The sequence below is a fragment of the Flavobacterium sp. GNP002 genome (assembly GCF_054343795.1).
Genome location: NZ_JBTGUW010000001.1, coordinates 185,532 through 201,732 on the forward strand (window position 1 = coordinate 185,532; position 16,201 = coordinate 201,732).

Here is a 16,201-nt window from a genome sequence, read left to right on the forward strand (position 1 = left end):
ATGCTATTCTGAATAGCATTTTTCTTCAAACGTATTTCCATCTTCATCGATGGCTATCACAATATTTTTTTCTTTGGAAGAAACATAAGTCACATAAATCCAGCCAACTGACCATACTCCTAAAGTCATACAACAAAGTAAAAAATTAAATCCATGATCTACCTCTTTCCTGCCTTTAGACAAAACTGCAAAAGGTAAACTATCGTTTTGCTCTATAATAGTAAATCCATGGTGAATTTTATTAGCTAGCGTACTAGTAAATTTTTGTAGACTTTCTTCGTTAATGTATGTATTGCTTTTCATAATTATTGGTATAAATTACTTTAGCTATTTATTATTTTCTAAAAACAGTTTGTTAAAATAACACTCCGCAAAAATAAGTGTAATCTATTATTTCCACAATACCCACTTTTAGTGATTTTTGATCAATCCAAAACAATTAAACTGCTAGTTATTTTTACTATTAAAGTTCTGCACAAATATATTTTTTTTAGATACTTTAAAAGTTATAAAATAATTATATAAAGTTATAATATTCACATACAAAACTCTTTAATTAACTTTACAATAAGACTTCTGTAACTATTTTCTCAAGCAAGAAAACGTTAGTCTATGATAAAATTTAGTTTGAAAGATGATTTTAGGAATTAGAATCGGTATTATTTCTGAACAAAAAAAAATTATAATTTAATTCTCAATTTTTTAAAAACCACATCTAACGCTTGATTAATTTCAATAGAAATAACAAATTTATAATTAATATAAACGTATAATAGAGTAACCAAAATAGATTTTAACCCAATACTAATTATGGGACTAAAAGGGAATTCCCAAAAATAAAATAATAAGAATATTCCAAAAGTAATTGCAAGAGAATACACCGTCTGATTTGTAAATGGATACAAATGCATACGCTTGACTACAAAAAGTAATTTAGCCAAACTGTATAGAGTAATTGATAATAAAGTTGCAACTGCAGTACCGGTTATAGCATATCTTGGTATAAAAAACATGTTTAGTCCTACTGTTAAAAAAACAAGCAATAATCCTAAAAACAAAACCATGCGATAATATTTTGAATTGAAAATTATAGCATTATTATTTCCTAAAATCAAATCAAAATATTTAGAAATCCCAATCAAAAATACCACAAGAATTCCTCCACTATATTCTTTTGGAACCATTATATATAACTGATTGATATTAACAAAAATACACAACATCACAAAACCACCAACAACTTGCAGATTTATTGAAGTCTTTTTGTACAAATCATTTAATTCATCATGTTTATTCTCATGCATCAATTTAGCCGTTATGGGATATGTAATCTGATGCATCGCACGACTGGGAACTGCAATAACAGAAGCGATATAAGTTGCAACAGAATAATAGGCAATATTCTCAATTTTAATATATTGATTCAGCATAATCTTATCAATATCCAGTAACATAACTGCAACGCTACCTGATAAAATAATGAAAAAAGTATATACTAAAACATCTTTTACATTTTGAGGAATGGAGAACTGAAAAACAGGTTTTTTAATTCGGAAAGCATAAAACATCGTGATAATAAAAGCCAAAAAATAAATAATAGCCGTAACATAAATAAAATCTACAACAGTAATCCATTTATAATAAACTCCAATCAAAGCAAACAAAGAAAATAATCTAAGTCCCACCTCTTTAACAAAATTTCCAAAGACTGAATGCATGTGAACTCTTGCCCAAGCATAAAAAATTTCGAAATAAGCCATACTTAGTCCTATAAATGGAATAAGCCATAAATAATCCTTAACTACAGGATTTTCTTTACTCAAGTACAACGATATGGGTTCAAAAAAGAACAATCCAATCAATACTAAAGGAATGCACAATAAGAAAGGGATTAGTACTGTAAACGACAGAAAACGAGAGCGCTCTTCTTCTGTTTTATATTGAGTATAAAACTTCACCAAAGTATTTTGCATCCCAAAAGCCAACAACGGCATAATAATATTTGCCCAAGAAAGTATATAGTTTGTTAAAGCATAAAATACGGTTCCTAAAAAAAATGGATACAAATAAAGGGTGTTAATTGCACCAATTCCAAAACCCAAATAGGTAATTATCGTATTCTTTAAAGATTGATTTAATACTATTCCCATTTTAGGCGTTTAAAATTTAAGGTTAAAAGAAGGTAAAACTTCTAATTTTATTGGATTAATTGTGACAATTCTTTCGTGAGATTTTTTCTGGAATAACGTTGTAATCCAATACCGTTTGCTTGTAATTTCCCCTCCAAAAACTGATTATAAAAGTCCAAAATTACACTTTTAAGTTTCATTTTCTCTGAATAATCAAAAAATACACCTGTGTTGGTTTCCGTTATGATTTCGGCAAAATCAGATCCGTTTGGACCAATCGCAATAATAGGTCGGTTTGAAACCATATATTCGAATAATTTCCCTGGAATAATGCTTTTAGTATCTTCAGAGTCAATTTCGATAAGTAACAAAACCTGTGATTTTCTTTGATGTGCAATGGCATCTGCATGCGAAACATAACCCAAATTATTCAAATAGGTATTTAGCCCAAATTGAGTAATCGTTTCCAAGACTTCCTGACTGACTGCTCCAATTAGTTTTATTTCTAAATGTGATTTAAAATCTGGAATTTCATTAATCAATTCCACTAAACTTTCCCATAAAATTAAGGGATTTCTCTCGGAAAGAAAAGAACCAATATGCGCTAAGCTGAACTTTGAATCCAAAGTTTGTTTTTCTACATTTTCCGTGTCATAACCATTCGTTATTACCGCAATTGGTTTATTTGTAATCGCTTGAAATTCTGTTTTAGTGGTTTTACTGGTTACTATAATTGTATCAGCTGTATTTAAAACCAAATGTTCTAATGCTTTGTGTTTTTTGGCTGCAAAACGAGACAATCGTAAGGATTTATGATAGCCAATAGTCGTCCAAGGATCCCTGAAATCAGCAAACCATTTCAAATTTAATTTTTGTTTTAATTCCAATCCAATAAGATGCAGACTGTGTGGTGGTCCAGAAGTAACAATAGTATCAATATTATTTTCTGCAATGTATTTCTCCAAATAAGCAACCGATGGTTTAACCCAAAATACGCGCGCATCAGGAATAAAGAGATTCCCGCGAATCCAAAGAAAGGTTTTATCCAGAAAAGATTGCTTTTTCTGATTTGGAATAATACCCGAACTAATTTTTTTAGTTTTGTTTTTCGAAAGAAAAGAAGCCAATTGATAGGGTTCAAAAATCCTTTGTTTCAGAATAATCGCTTTATCTGAAACTTCTTTAACCAAATTTTCATCAACAATGGGATATGTAGGATTCTCTGGAATATAAACAATAGGCTGAATACCAAAATCTGGTAAGTACTTAACAAACTTAAGCCAACGTTGAACACCTGGTCCGCCAGCCGGTGGCCAATAATAGGTAATTATTAAAATTTTTTTTGGTTCCAAGGTTAGGATTTTGTAGTAATTGATTTTAAATCCGTAAAAAACAAATTACTGTTTTTATACAATCCTTTTGAAATAAAGTATAAAACTGGTACTGATGGCAGTAACAATATAAATCTAAATTTATCCGGATTAATGAAATATAGCGTTAATAAAACCCCAATAATAATTCCTAAAAGAAAAAGCCAAAACAATATTTGTTGAAACGATTTTAAACTTAATAACTCTTTCATAATTTAATTTTTAAAACCTTTCTTCCTTTCGTAATAAATCCCACCAACTAAAAGTAAAAGCATTCCTAAGGAACTTATCAAAGTAATCAAGCTTCCGGTTTTTACGATTTGTGGTTCAAACTTGAATTCAATCGTGTGTTTTCCTGCTGGAATATTCAAAGCTCTTAAAACGTAATCCACTCTAATATGGTCTGCACTTTTTCCATCAATATAGGCATTCCAACCTTTTCCATAATACATTTCGGAGAAAACAGCTAAACCTTCTTTTGAATTATTAGAAACATATTTCAAGTAATTAGGTTTGTAATTTTCTAAAGTTATAGTCGCTGAACTGTCTTTGGCGAAAGCCGTATTTTTAACATCAAAATCTTTACTATTTACAACCGCAACTTCTTTAGAATCCAAACTATCCAACGCTTTCATCTCTTCATCAGCAGAATTTACCAATTTTATTTGGCTCACAAACCATGCATTTCCATTAACATCAGGATTTGATACTGGGAATTCTTTTCCTTCTTTGTCTTTTTGGATAACATACTTGACATTAAGCATATTAAGGACTTCTAAATTGTTTTTTGAAATTTGATAATCAATTAATTGCTGCATTCTTCTAGGCCTAACGGCGCTGTAACCACCAATAGATTTATGGAAATAAGAAGCTCTTGCCCCCATGATATCGCCTACTTCAAAAACGCGGTAATTAGCTGTATCTTTTAGAATCTCAGTATCCGAAGGTGACTCTTGAAAAGGCACTTCAACTTGACTTCCGCTTACAAAATCTTTTCCCGAAACATACTTTTTATCCACAAAAAACAAATCGGAGACCATCAATAAACCAACGATAATAATGGCTGTGTTTTGAGCAAATCTGTCTTTAATGAACAACCATAAAACTCCTGCTGTTAGCACAATAAAGAAGCCTGAGCGCAACAAATCAGCGCTGTATAAACTCATTCTATCTAACTTAAGTGCATTTACAAATTCAGGACCATAACTTTCTTGAAAATAAGCATCGTTTCCTCCAGAAAAGCTGAACATACTTTTGCTTAAAAATAAAATCAAAATAATCCCTAAACCTAAAATTGTGGTTTCATATAATGCTTTCCATTGTAGTTTTTTGTCTAATTTGAAGAAAGACTGTAATCCCATAATAGCCAAAACTGGAATACACAATTCTAAAACAACTTGGATAGAAGATACTGCTCTGAATTTATCGTACATTGGAACATAATCAATAAAAAAGTCCGTCAAAATAGGGAAGTTTTTACCCCATGAAAGAACTAACGCAACTATTGAACCCGATAGAAATACATATTTAATCTTTCTTTTATCAATAAATAAAGCCAAAATTGCCAAAAAGAATACTACAATTCCAATATATGCAGGAGCTGCAACAATAGGTTGATCTCCCCAATATGTCGGCATTCCTGAAACAAAATCAGTTGCCTGATCTTCTGGAACTCCCTGACCTATCATGAATTCATACATGTTACTGTCTTTTCCAACAGCCTCATTATTAGAACCACCAAAAAGTCGTGGTGCAATAAGATTAAAGCTTTCCATCACCCCATAACTGTACTCCGTGATATAGTCCTTAGACATTGAAGAAGTAGTCTCGTTTTTTGAACCGTTTGGATTAAATGTCAATTCGCTTTTACCACGAATACTAAAATCAGCATACTCAGAAGTTGCTAATAGATTTGTAGCATTGGCACCAATAGCTAAGATTCCTGCTGCGGCTAATACTCCAAAGGAATACAACAACGATTTATACTCCTTTTCTTTTACTTGCTGATAAATAAAATACGCGGCAAGAATCAATAGAAAAATCAATAAGTAATACGTCATTTGGAAGTGATTCGCATTGATTTCTAATGCTGTCGCAAAAAGCGTAATCAAACCTCCCAGAATATATTTTTTTTGAAATACCAGAATAAATCCGGCAATAACCAGCGGCATATAAGCAATAGCATGCGCTTTGGCATTATGACCAACTCCAAGAATAATAATCAAATAGGTAGATAATCCAAAGGCCAAAGCTCCAAAAAAGGCCTTCAAAGGATCAACTTTTAGCACCAGCATCAAACCATAAAATCCAAGGAAATATAAAAACAAATAATCCGCAGGACGCGGTAAAAACCGTAAAACATCGTCTATCGCGCCAATATAATCATGTGGATATTTTGCTCCCAACTGATACGTTGGCATTCCACCAAATGCAGAATTAGTCCAGTACGGTTCAACATCATCCGTGGCTCTAAAGTCATTTTGTTCTTTGGCCATTCCTGTATACTGCACAATATCTGATTGGAAAATTTGTTTTCCTTGCAACACAGGATAAAAATATAGGAGAGAAATCACAACAAAACCAAGTATGGCAAGGGCGTGCGGATAGAACTTATTTATTATTTTCAATGTAAAATGGTTTGGATTAGAGTAAAAACGGTGCTAATAACGACAAATTTAATCTATTTCTTCGTAATCAACATAATCGCCCACTTTTTTGGTTTCACGTGGGTTTTTAGCATTTGCCGTATTGTAAATTACTTCATCCTTAGTTTGAGTTTTTTTCCAAGTATTATCTTGCGCATACTGTTGTTGCTTCTGCATATTTTCGCCCGCTTTTTCGACTACTTTTTTAACCAATAATGGCAAAAATAGTTTTGCTAAAAATCTAAAAATATAATAGAAAGCGATCATGTAAAAAAGCGCTTTTATAAAACCAATGAAAGAAGCTGTTTGCATATAAGTGTAATTTTTTCCAAAATTAATAAATCAACCGTTCAAAATTAAAATATCTCTCTTAAATAAATAATAAAATATAGTACATTTGAAAAGCGTTATTACTTTTTAACCCAAAAAAAATAATATGTCCAAAATCAAAATCTTATTTATCGCTGCTATTTCAATGCTTCCAAGTATTCATTATGGCCAACATACTGATCAAATAAATTCTAACAGACCGGGCGAAACCATGTCGGCTTACGCAGTTGGAAAGTCAGTAATCCAAATAGAAACAGGCGTTTACGGCATAAAACAAAATCATAGCTTATTGAATTATGATGCCAATGGTTTTGGGATTGATGCCACCTTGCGATGGGGATTATTTATGGAAAAACTGGAATTGATAGCCGATATACAATACCAAAATGAAATCTACACCTCCGTGTTAAACAAAACTGCCATTGCTGATTTCAAACAAACTGTTTTGGGAGCCAAATATTTGATTTACGATCCTTTCAAAAATTACGAAAAAAAGGTAAACATATACAGTTGGAAAGCCAATCGAGCATTCAATTGGCACCAGTTAATTCCAGCTATCTCTGGATTTGTGGGCGTTAATTATTCTGCAGAAAACAATCCCTATGCGCTTTCAAATAGAAACCCAACCGTGAGTAGATATCCTGCACAATTCTCACCAAAAGCGATGTTAATTACGCAAAACCATTTTGGTGACGGAAGATGGGTTTTAGTCTCAAATATTACCGCAGATTACATTGGTACAGATTTTCCTAGCTATGGATATGCCATTACACTTACGCGCGGCTTTAACAATAAATGGTCTGGTTTTGTAGAAAATCAAGGCCTAAAAAGTGATTTGTATGCTGATGCAATAGTTCGTGGTGGCACGGCTTATTTATTGAATAAAGACATGCAAATTGACGCATCAATAAGTACAAGTCTTAAAGACACACCTTCGGCACTTTATGGAGGTATTGGTTTTTCTTGGCGCTACGACGCCAATTATCAAGAAGTACGAATAAACATTGACAATAAGGATTCCGATAAAAAAGCATTAAAAAGAGCAAAAAAGACAAAAAAAGGATAATGATTACAATAAAAGAAGCTAAAACAAAAAGTGAATTAAAGGATTATATCAAATTCCCTTTTTCCCTATACAAAAACAATAAATATTGGGTTCCGCCAATCATTGCTGATGAATTAGAAACCTTTGACAAAACAAAAAACCCAGCTTTTGAAAATGCCGAAGCATATTTTTATATTGCTTACAAAAACAATGAAATAGTAGGTAGAATTGCGGCAATCATCAATTGGAGTGAAGTAAACGACCAACAAAAAAAGAAAGTTCGTTTTGGTTGGTTTGATGTGATTGATGATATCGAGGTGACTAAAGCACTTTTGGAAAAAGCGTATGAATTAGGTCGAAAAAACAATTTAGAACACGTTGAAGGTCCAATGGGATTTTCAAATTTAGATAAAGTTGGTGTCCTAACGGAAGGTTTTGATGAAATTGGAACTATGATTACGTGGTATAATCATCCGTATTATGCCACTCATTTTGAACAATTAGGATATAGCGTAGAAAAAGAATTCTTAGAAAGTAAATTCCCTTTCGAAAATGTAAAACCGGAATTTTTTGAAAAGGCAAATGATTTGGTAAAAAGAAGGTACCAGTTAAGTCCGCTTAATTTCAAAACGACCAAAGAAGTGATGCCACATGTGGATAAAATGTTTGATTTATTCAATGAATCTTATGCTTCTTTATCGTCTTTTGTAGCTATTTCAGACGTTCAAAAAGAATATTTCAAGAAAAAATACATCAGTTTTATCAATCCAGAATTCATCAAATTTGTGGAGGATAAAGATCATAATATTGTTGCTTTTAGTATTGTAATGCCTTCCTTTTCTGAAGCATTGCAAAAATCAAAAGGAAAATTATTCCCATTTGGATTCCTTCATTTGCTTAAAGCAAAAAACCAAAGTAAGGATATGATTTTCTATTTGATAGGTGTTCATCCAGATTATCAAAACAAAGCGGTTACAGCGATAATTTTCAATGAATATTACCTTACTTTCAAAGAAAAAGGAGTCATCAATTGTTTTAGAACTCCTGAACTAGCGGACAATCTTGCCATTCATAACTTATGGAAACATTTTAATCCTGTTGTTCACAAAAGAAGATGTACTTTTCTAAAGAATTTATAACAATTTAGATTTTAGCATTTAAAATAAAAAAAATCCATTCGTCGCGGCGAATGGATTTTTTGTTTTAAATAATACTTCTTAATAATGAAAACTACATTTTACAATCTACTTTTGACAAAACGATATTTCCTTCAAATTTTAATTGTTTAGTATCTTTAAAAGTGACTTTTCCTTTATTGTCATCTACAACATCGCCATAACCTTCAACATACGTATTTCCTTTTTTCAAAAAAGCAACTTCACGAATTGACGAAACTCCTTCGGACATAAAAGTATACTCTGCAAAAAGCGTATCGCCTTTTATTTCTCCCACTAAAGTTCCTTCATTTTTATCTTTTTCAAAAAACTTATAACTTAATTTCCCAGAAGCTATTTGATTTCCTTTTACATTCAAAGACATCGAAATAGTATCTTTTTTAATAATTGCACTAAAGCATTCTTCTGAAACAGTTTCTTCTGCAACTATTTCTTCTGGTGCAATTGTCGTTTCTTCCGTTTCCTTTTCTTTTTTACAAGAAACAAAAACAGTCATAAAAACGACACCCAATAAAATTACTTTTTTCATAACCTTTAAATTTTAAGTTGCATAAATATACTCATTATTCGCTAGATACATTTCAAAAAAAAATCCATCAACAAAAGCTGATGGATTTTTTATAAACTTAAAATTGCTATAATTTCAAAAACTAAGCGTCTAAATCAACAGTAGTTCTGCTTGCAATTTCTTTGTATGTACCATTTTCAAGTTTCTCACGAATTGCTTCAAAAGCAGTTAATGTTTCATCAACATCTGATAAAGTATGAGACGTTGTAGGAATCATTCTTAACAAGATAATCCCTTTTGGAATAACAGGATAAATTACAATCGACAAGAAAATTCCGTAGTTTTCTCTTAAATCATTTACCATAATCATTGCTTCTGGCACACTTCCTTCAAGATATACTGGAGTTACACAAGTATTAGTATCTCCAATATTGAAATTACGCTCTCTCAATCCGTTTTGCAACGCATCTACATTCTCCCACAATTTATCTTTCAATTCCGGGTGATTACGTAACAATTCTAATCGTTTCAAAGATCCAATTGTTTGAATCATTGGCAATGCTTTTGCAAACATTTGAGAACGTAAATTGTATTTCAAATAATCAATAATGTCTTTATCAGCCGCTACAAACGCACCTATGTTAGCCATAGATTTTGCAAAAGTAGAGAAATAAACATCAATTCCATCTTGACAACCTTGCTCCTCACCTGCTCCGGCACCTGTTTTTCCTAGTGTTCCAAATCCATGTGCATCATCAACCAATAAACGGAAATTAAATTTTTCCTTCATGGCAACAATTTCCTTCAATTTTCCTTGTTGTCCACGCATCCCAAAAACACCTTCAGTAATAAAAAGGATTCCTCCTCCAGTTACTTCAGCTAATTTTGTAGCACGTTCCAAGTTTTTTTCCATACTGGCAAGATCATTATGACGGTATGTAAAACGTTTTCCCATGTGCAAACGAACGCCATCAATAATACAAGCATGCGCATCTACATCATATACAATTACATCATTTTTTGTAACCAAAGCGTCAATTGTTGACATAATTCCTTGGTATCCAAAATTCAATAAATATGCCGACTCTTTCATTACAAAAGCAGCCAATTCATTCTCTAATTGCTCGTGATATTTAGTGTGACCGCTCATCATACGGGCTCCCATTGGATAAGCTGCACCATATTGAGCTGCTGCTTCCGTATCTGCCTGACGCACTTCCGGATGATTAGCAAGACCTAAATAGTCATTCAAACTCCAATTCAAAATATCTTTTCCACCAAACTGCATTCTTGGACCTAACTCACCTTCCAATTTAGGAAAAACAAAATAACCTTCAGCTTGCGAAGCCCATTTCCCTAACGGTCCTTTATTGTTTTGAATCCTTTCGAATAAATCTTTTACCATAATATATCAAGTAATAATTTTAATTTTAAGAAGTTGCAAAAATAATTATTTAAATTTTATAAAGGTATTGAAAGCGAAATTATTTTTCAGGGTTTATTCTAATGAGTATCAGGAGCTATTTAGCTGCGCTGAATCTTCGATGTCCTGCTCTACACTGTATCTTTTGTGATTTTAAGAAAGATTACTCCGTTCCTCGCAATAACAGCACAAAAGGATACCGTTTGGATCAGGGCTAATACTTAAACTTCGAGAGCTATTCCCCAATAAACTTTGTATATTTGAATAAATATTTCAACATTAGAAATCTATGTCACAAGATACAAAAGAATTAAAACTGGCTGTTCTCATTGATGCTGACAACGTTCCTTATAGCAATGTAAAAGGAATGATGGAGGAAATTACCAAATTTGGAACACCAACCACCAAGCGTATTTATGCTGATTGGACTAAACCGAATGCAGGTGGATGGAAAAGTGTATTATTAGAACATGCTATCACGCCTATACAGCAATACAGTTACACCGTAGGGAAAAATTCATCGGATTCTGCCATGATTATTGACGCCATGGATTTATTATATTCGGACAAAGTAGATGGTTTTTGTATTGTTTCCAGTGATTCTGATTTTACACGTTTAGCAATTCGACTTCGTGAATCCGGTATGAAAGTCATCGGAATAGGTGAACAAAAAACGCCCAATTCATTCATTGTTGCCTGCGACCGTTTTATTTATATTGAAGTTTTGGATGGCGCAATCAAAAAGAAATTACCAAAGCGAACTGCATCCGACACTAAAAAAGCAACTCCAAAAAGCCTAAATAAAATTGATTTACAAACTATCGAGTTAATAGAATCTACCATTGAAGATATAGGCGATGATAGCGGCTGGGCATTTCTTGGGGATGTAGGAAACCTAATAGTAAAGAAAAAACCAGAATTCGATCCAAGAAATTATGGTTTTTCTAAACTTACTCCAATGCTAAAATCCCTTACAGATATTCTAGAAATCGACGAAAGAGATTCAGATAAAAAAGGCATTAAACACGTTTATGTACGATTGCGTTTTAGTTAAACTAATTCTTTAATCGCCTTATATAACGTTTCTTTCTTAATTGGTTTAGACAAATAATCATTCATCCCTATTTCTTTGACACGATTTTTTGTTGTTTCCATAACACCGGCAGTAACTGCAATAATTGGAATATTGCAGTTGTGTGCACCAGCTTCACCATTTCTAATGGCAACTGTTGCTTCATAACCATCCATAATTGGCATTTGCAGGTCCATTAAAACAATATCAAAATGATTTGTTTCAAATGCTTCCAATGCTTCCTGACCATTATTAACATATAAAACTTTTGTATTCAACCATTTTTTGGTTATGACATCAATAATCATTTGATTCATTTTATTATCCTCAGCTACTAATATGCTTTTCCCTCCCAAATCGTAAACTGCAGGTACAGGAGCAACTATTTCCATTTGTGATTGCACTACAATATCAAAGTCTATACTAATTTTAAAATTTGTTCCTTTACCTAAAACACTTTTTACTTCAACTACACCACCTTGCATATCAATTAAAGATTTTACAATGTATAATCCTAAACCTATTCCACCATACGCCCGTTTATTGTCAATGCTTTTCTGACTAAAAGAATCAAATATTCTATCTATTTTTTCATTTTCAATACCAATACCTGAATCAGTTATGGAGACAGTTATCCTAACTTTATTATTTGGTACTACTTTAGATTTAATATCAAAATCAACAAAACCTACTGAAGTAAATTTAATAGCATTATCCATCAAATTATTAATAATCTGCGAAAACCTCGACTCATCCCCAATTACTAAGTTTGGAAAACCTTCACTTTCAGAAAAATTAAATTTCAACCCCTTTTCTGTTACTCTCAGCTCTTGCGTTTTTTTAATTCGAATCAAAGTCTTTAATGGATTAAAAGCTAAATTTTCTAACTTCAATTCCTTTTTCTCAATCTTGGAAAAATCAAGAATATCATTAATTGAATTTAATAAATTTTCAGAAGAATTTTGAATATTTTCGCACTTTTTATTAATGGACGTATCAATATTTTTCTCTAAAATGTCTCTGTTTAAATTCATAATCACATTCAAGGGTGTTCTCAATTCGTGGCTAATATTACAAAGCAGATAACATTTTAAATCTTTAATTTCTTGCGTTTTACTCAAAGCCTTTTCCCTTAGACTATTTTTTAAAATTCTTAATCTAAAAAGGTAGATAACCTCTCTAATTGTAAATAAAATTATAGTAAGTGCTATTGAAATTTTAGTGCTACTTTCAATTAAAGTAGTTGAATCCAATATCCCATAAATTTTTAATGAATAAATTAAATAACCCACAAATAGGGAGACATTTCCTAAAACAAAAAATATTATTATCTTATCTTTTCTGTTTTTGAAAGTTAGAAGCGCAAACCCAATTAGTAAAAACAATATAAAACCGAATAAATTTGAAAGAATTAAAAATAAAGCAAAATGTGTTTTAAAAATACACTGTAAGGGAAACAAAGTAACATTTAAGACATAAAAAATTTGAAAAACATAAAATAATTTTTTATTGTTAGTTTTGATTTTTAATGATAATTCTCCAAACTTTCCTAACAACAAACCTGTAAGTATAAGAATCAGTAAGAATATATTATTAAGGAAAACCCCTGAATCTTGTTTAAAGTATGTAGAAAAATAACCATCAAGCGTAAAAGCTATCAATCCGCTTAATAAAATAAAAAAGGCTAAAGTCACTATTTTGGCTCCACGCATTGCAAAATATAAAAAAAACAAAAACAATGAAAACTGTATTACAAGACCATAAAAAACACCATTAATAAACTTTTTGTGAATTGTATTTTTATAGAAACTCTCATAACTATAAAGTTTCATAGGTATTGCAACAACACCTCCAGTGGTGCAATAATGTACATATAAATCCAAATTAGTGTCAGGATTAATACTTAAATCAAAAAGAACTTCATTACTGGCTAAAATCCTTTTTGAGTAGTTTAAAGAAGCACCATTTACAATTTTTTTAATTTTTTTTGAATCTCTATCTACTACATACAGTTCAACCAAGTTAGTCATTGGAGTTGCAGTTGAAAGTAAATATTTTAATGATTGATTTGTTTTATTTTGGATAGCAACTTTGGCCCAATAATTATCATTTGTATAGCCAAAATATTTTTGGATTGACGCCCTTACCCTAGGTTGTTGAGATTCAAACTTTAAGATTACTTCTTGAATATCTAACACTTCGTCTTCAGCATTAATAATTTCAGTAAAACTTTCTAAAGATACTTTTTCAGGTAGCGCTTTTTTTTCAAAAACATATTGAGAGTAGCAATTTGTAAAAAAGAGCATTAAAAGAAATGTTTGAATATTTTTCATAAAAATCAGTTAGTTTTATTTTTTAAATACGTTAACAAAGATTAAAATACTGTAGAAGATCATTAGAAACATTCGACGAAATGCCGTTTTATACTGTTGGAATAATATTAAACGCAGTTAAAAAAAAATCGGAAAGAGAAAATTACCAAATTTAGAACACCAACCACCAAGCGTAATTATGCTGATTGGACTAAACCGAATGCAGGTGGATGAAAAAGTGTATTACTAGAACATGCTATCACGCCTATACAGCAATACAGTTCCATCGTAGGGAAAAATTCATCGGATTCTGCCATGATTAATGACGCCATGGATTTATTATATTCGAACAAAGTAGATGGTTTTTGTATTGTTTCCAGTGATTCTGATTTTACACGTTTAGCAATTCGACTTCGTGAATCCGGTATGAAAGTCATTGGAATTGGAGAACAAAAAACGCCCAATTCATTCATAGTTGCATGCGACCGGTTTATTTATATTGAAGTTTTGGATGGAGCTATCAAAAAGAAATTACCTAAACGAACTGCATCCGACACTAAAAAAGCAACTCCAAAAAGCCTAAATAAAATTGATTTACAAACTATCGAGTTAATAGAATCTACTATTGAAGATATAGGCGATGATAGTGGCTGGGCATTTCTTGGGGATGTAGGAAACCTAATCGTAAAGAAAAAAAACAGAATTCGATCCAAGAAATTATGGCTTTCCTAAACTTTCTCCAATGCTAAAATCCCTTACAGATATTCTAGAAATCGACGAAAGGGATTCAGATAAAAAAGGCATTAAACACGTTTATGTACGATTAAGGTTTAGCTAATAGACCACTATTTCCATCAATGCCATAAAGACCCCTAATTTATTTGCTCCTAATTAAAAATAACACAAAAAAAGGAGGACCTTTAGAGTCCTCCAGTTGTCGGTTCTGATTTACCATTATCAACTCATACAATTATAGTAGTATAGCTGAATATTGAATTATCATATCTTATTGCAAGAGTGATATACTCAAGTAATTAATCAAAACCACATTCAAATATACAATCTTATTTAATAGAAACCATTTAAAAACAAACGTTTAACTAATAATTAACGTACTATATCACAGCATATAAATTACAATTAGTAACCATTTCACATCTTGAAAAATGTCCTTTTAATTCAAACTTTAAAAATTTAAATCCTTAAAATTATACCACAAAAAAAGGAGGCCTTTTTAAAGGGCCTCCGATTGTAAATTTTGATTTACCATTTATCAAACATACCGTTCAGTACGAAATGACAATTTGAATACTCTTCTCCTTGCAGATAGTTTTTATTCAAGTGATTAATCAAAACCACACTCAAAGATACAACTTATGTTAGTTTAATCATTAGAAAAAAAACACTTTAACCATTAATTAACATATTGATTATCAATAAATTAAATCCGCTAACATTCATTAATCTCCAAACACACAACTACTCGTATTATCAATAGACTCTACGGGCTGCTATTGATAGCATCTTACGCACTATCTAAAAAAATGTATCTTTGAAGAGTAAAATTAAAAACTATAAAATGCAACTTGTCTTCGCTTCCAACAACAAAAATAAAATACTAGAAATACAAAGTATACTTCCTGACACGATTGAAATTCTGAGCTTAGAAAGCATAGGCTGTTATGAGGACATTCCTGAAACTGCCACAACAATTGAAGGCAATGCGATTCTGAAAGCCAATTACGTTACACAAAAATACGGTTACAATTGTTTTGCTGATGACACCGGACTGGAAGTAGATGCCCTGAATGGAGAACCCGGCGTTTACTCTGCAAGATATGCCGGAGAGCAACGTAATTCTGATGATAATATGGATAAATTATTAGAATGCTTATCCGATAAAAGTAATAGAAAGGCTCAGTTTAAAACAGTGATTGCATTGAATTTAAACGGAAAACAGCATCTTTTTACAGGAATTGCACGAGGCGAAATTACTTTAGAAAAATTTGGAAATCAAGGGTTTGGCTACGACCCTGTTTTCAAACCTGAAGAATACCAAGAAACTTTTGCCCAATTATCGTTGGATATAAAAAATAAAATCAGTCACAGAGGAAAAGCTACACAGCTATTAATTGATTTTTTGAAACTGAATAAATAAACGCCTCAAAATACAACATTTTTATAACAAAAAA

The 16,201-nt window shown here is 31.6% G+C and carries 13 protein-coding genes and 1 pseudogene; 5 read left to right on the plus strand and 9 right to left on the minus strand.

Going from position 1 to position 16,201, the window contains the following annotated elements; all coding sequences use genetic code 11:
- Positions 1 to 3 precede the first annotated feature (3 nt).
- The 6 genes from ACXX80_RS00860 to ACXX80_RS00885 form a co-directional block, all read right to left on the minus strand.
- Positions 4 to 303 carry a hypothetical protein gene (locus ACXX80_RS00860; protein ID WP_417953507.1) on the minus strand — a complete coding sequence of 100 codons (300 nt, stop codon included), beginning with the start codon at positions 301 to 303 and terminating at the stop codon, positions 4 to 6.
- Positions 304 to 680: 377 nt separating this feature from the next.
- Positions 681 to 2,150, minus strand: coding sequence for a lipopolysaccharide biosynthesis protein (locus ACXX80_RS00865; RefSeq protein WP_458551612.1), 1,470 nt, complete (start codon positions 2,148 to 2,150; stop codon positions 681 to 683).
- Positions 2,151 to 2,197: 47 nt separating this feature from the next.
- Positions 2,198 to 3,481 carry a glycosyltransferase family 4 protein gene (locus ACXX80_RS00870; RefSeq protein ID WP_458551613.1) on the minus strand — a complete coding sequence of 428 codons (1,284 nt, stop codon included), beginning with the start codon at positions 3,479 to 3,481 and terminating at the stop codon, positions 2,198 to 2,200.
- A 2-nt stretch (positions 3,482 to 3,483) separates the two neighbouring features.
- Positions 3,484 to 3,711, minus strand: coding sequence for a hypothetical protein (locus ACXX80_RS00875; RefSeq protein WP_417982131.1), 228 nt, complete (start codon positions 3,709 to 3,711; stop codon positions 3,484 to 3,486).
- A gap of 3 nt (positions 3,712 to 3,714) precedes the next feature.
- Positions 3,715 to 6,126 carry a YfhO family protein gene (locus ACXX80_RS00880; protein ID WP_458551614.1) on the minus strand — a complete coding sequence of 804 codons (2,412 nt, stop codon included), beginning with the start codon at positions 6,124 to 6,126 and terminating at the stop codon, positions 3,715 to 3,717.
- 48 nt (positions 6,127 to 6,174) lie between these two features.
- Positions 6,175 to 6,456, minus strand: a complete 282-nt coding sequence (locus tag ACXX80_RS00885) for a DUF4834 family protein (protein WP_458551615.1) — start codon at positions 6,454 to 6,456, stop codon at positions 6,175 to 6,177.
- Positions 6,457 to 6,580: 124 nt separating this feature from the next.
- Between ACXX80_RS00885 and ACXX80_RS00890 the strand changes: the two genes are divergently transcribed.
- Together ACXX80_RS00890 and ACXX80_RS00895 are read left to right on the plus strand one after the other, a co-directional pair.
- Entirely contained in the window at positions 6,581 to 7,540 is a 960-nt protein-coding gene (locus ACXX80_RS00890; RefSeq protein WP_458551616.1) for a transporter, read from the plus strand.
- Positions 7,540 to 8,658 carry a GTP cyclohydrolase gene (locus ACXX80_RS00895; RefSeq protein ID WP_458551617.1) on the plus strand — a complete coding sequence of 373 codons (1,119 nt, stop codon included), beginning with the start codon at positions 7,540 to 7,542 and terminating at the stop codon, positions 8,656 to 8,658. Before ACXX80_RS00890 ends, ACXX80_RS00895 begins: the two co-directional genes overlap by 1 nt.
- 91 nt (positions 8,659 to 8,749) lie before the next feature.
- On the opposite strand, the gene ACXX80_RS00900 is transcribed toward ACXX80_RS00895, so the two are convergent.
- Complete coding sequence (locus ACXX80_RS00900) at positions 8,750 to 9,223, minus strand: hypothetical protein (RefSeq protein ID WP_458551618.1); 474 nt, start codon at positions 9,221 to 9,223, stop codon at positions 8,750 to 8,752.
- Positions 9,224 to 9,344: 121 nt separating this feature from the next.
- On the minus strand, positions 9,345 to 10,607 hold the full coding sequence (gene capB, locus ACXX80_RS00905; protein ID WP_417950197.1) for a cysteate-C-fatty acyltransferase: 1,263 nt from the start codon (positions 10,605 to 10,607) through the stop codon (positions 9,345 to 9,347).
- 307 nt (positions 10,608 to 10,914) lie between these two features.
- Between capB and ACXX80_RS00910 the strand changes: the two genes are divergently transcribed.
- Positions 10,915 to 11,679, plus strand: a complete 765-nt coding sequence (locus tag ACXX80_RS00910; protein WP_315207766.1) for an NYN domain-containing protein — start codon at positions 10,915 to 10,917, stop codon at positions 11,677 to 11,679.
- Here ACXX80_RS00910 and ACXX80_RS00915 read toward each other — a convergent pair.
- Positions 11,676 to 14,030: a hybrid sensor histidine kinase/response regulator gene (locus tag ACXX80_RS00915; protein ID WP_458551619.1), complete on the minus strand. Its 2,355-nt coding sequence runs from the start codon at positions 14,028 to 14,030 to the stop codon at positions 11,676 to 11,678. The genes ACXX80_RS00910 and ACXX80_RS00915 overlap by 4 nt on opposite strands.
- Before the next feature lie 135 nt (positions 14,031 to 14,165).
- On the opposite strand from ACXX80_RS00915, the pseudogene ACXX80_RS00920 reads away from it, so the two are divergent.
- Positions 14,166 to 14,847 (plus strand): annotated as a pseudogene (locus tag ACXX80_RS00920) (NYN domain-containing protein); the annotation flags it as partial.
- A gap of 741 nt (positions 14,848 to 15,588) precedes the next feature.
- Positions 15,589 to 16,167, plus strand: a complete 579-nt coding sequence (locus ACXX80_RS00925) for a non-canonical purine NTP diphosphatase (RefSeq protein ID WP_458551620.1) — start codon at positions 15,589 to 15,591, stop codon at positions 16,165 to 16,167.
- Positions 16,168 to 16,201 lie beyond the last annotated feature (34 nt).

Excerpts from the sequence above, each read along its gene's own strand:
- ACXX80_RS00895 (WP_458551617.1), top strand. The coding sequence starts at position 7,540 with ATGATTACAATAAAAGAAGCTAAAACAAAAAGTGAATTAAAGGATTAT.
- ACXX80_RS00885 (WP_458551615.1), bottom strand. The coding sequence starts at position 6,456 with ATGCAAACAGCTTCTTTCATTGGTTTTATAAAAGCGCTTTTTTACATG.
- ACXX80_RS00910 (WP_315207766.1), top strand. The coding sequence starts at position 10,915 with ATGTCACAAGATACAAAAGAATTAAAACTGGCTGTTCTCATTGATGCT.
- ACXX80_RS00925 (WP_458551620.1), top strand. The coding sequence starts at position 15,589 with ATGCAACTTGTCTTCGCTTCCAACAACAAAAATAAAATACTAGAAATA.
- ACXX80_RS00915 (WP_458551619.1), bottom strand. The coding sequence starts at position 14,030 with ATGAAAAATATTCAAACATTTCTTTTAATGCTCTTTTTTACAAATTGC.
- ACXX80_RS00860 (WP_417953507.1), bottom strand. The coding sequence starts at position 303 with ATGAAAAGCAATACATACATTAACGAAGAAAGTCTACAAAAATTTACT.
- ACXX80_RS00865 (WP_458551612.1), bottom strand. The coding sequence starts at position 2,150 with ATGGGAATAGTATTAAATCAATCTTTAAAGAATACGATAATTACCTAT.
- ACXX80_RS00900 (WP_458551618.1), bottom strand. The coding sequence starts at position 9,223 with ATGAAAAAAGTAATTTTATTGGGTGTCGTTTTTATGACTGTTTTTGTT.
- ACXX80_RS00875 (WP_417982131.1), bottom strand. The coding sequence starts at position 3,711 with ATGAAAGAGTTATTAAGTTTAAAATCGTTTCAACAAATATTGTTTTGG.
- capB (WP_417950197.1), bottom strand. The coding sequence starts at position 10,607 with ATGGTAAAAGATTTATTCGAAAGGATTCAAAACAATAAAGGACCGTTA.
- ACXX80_RS00890 (WP_458551616.1), top strand. The coding sequence starts at position 6,581 with ATGTCCAAAATCAAAATCTTATTTATCGCTGCTATTTCAATGCTTCCA.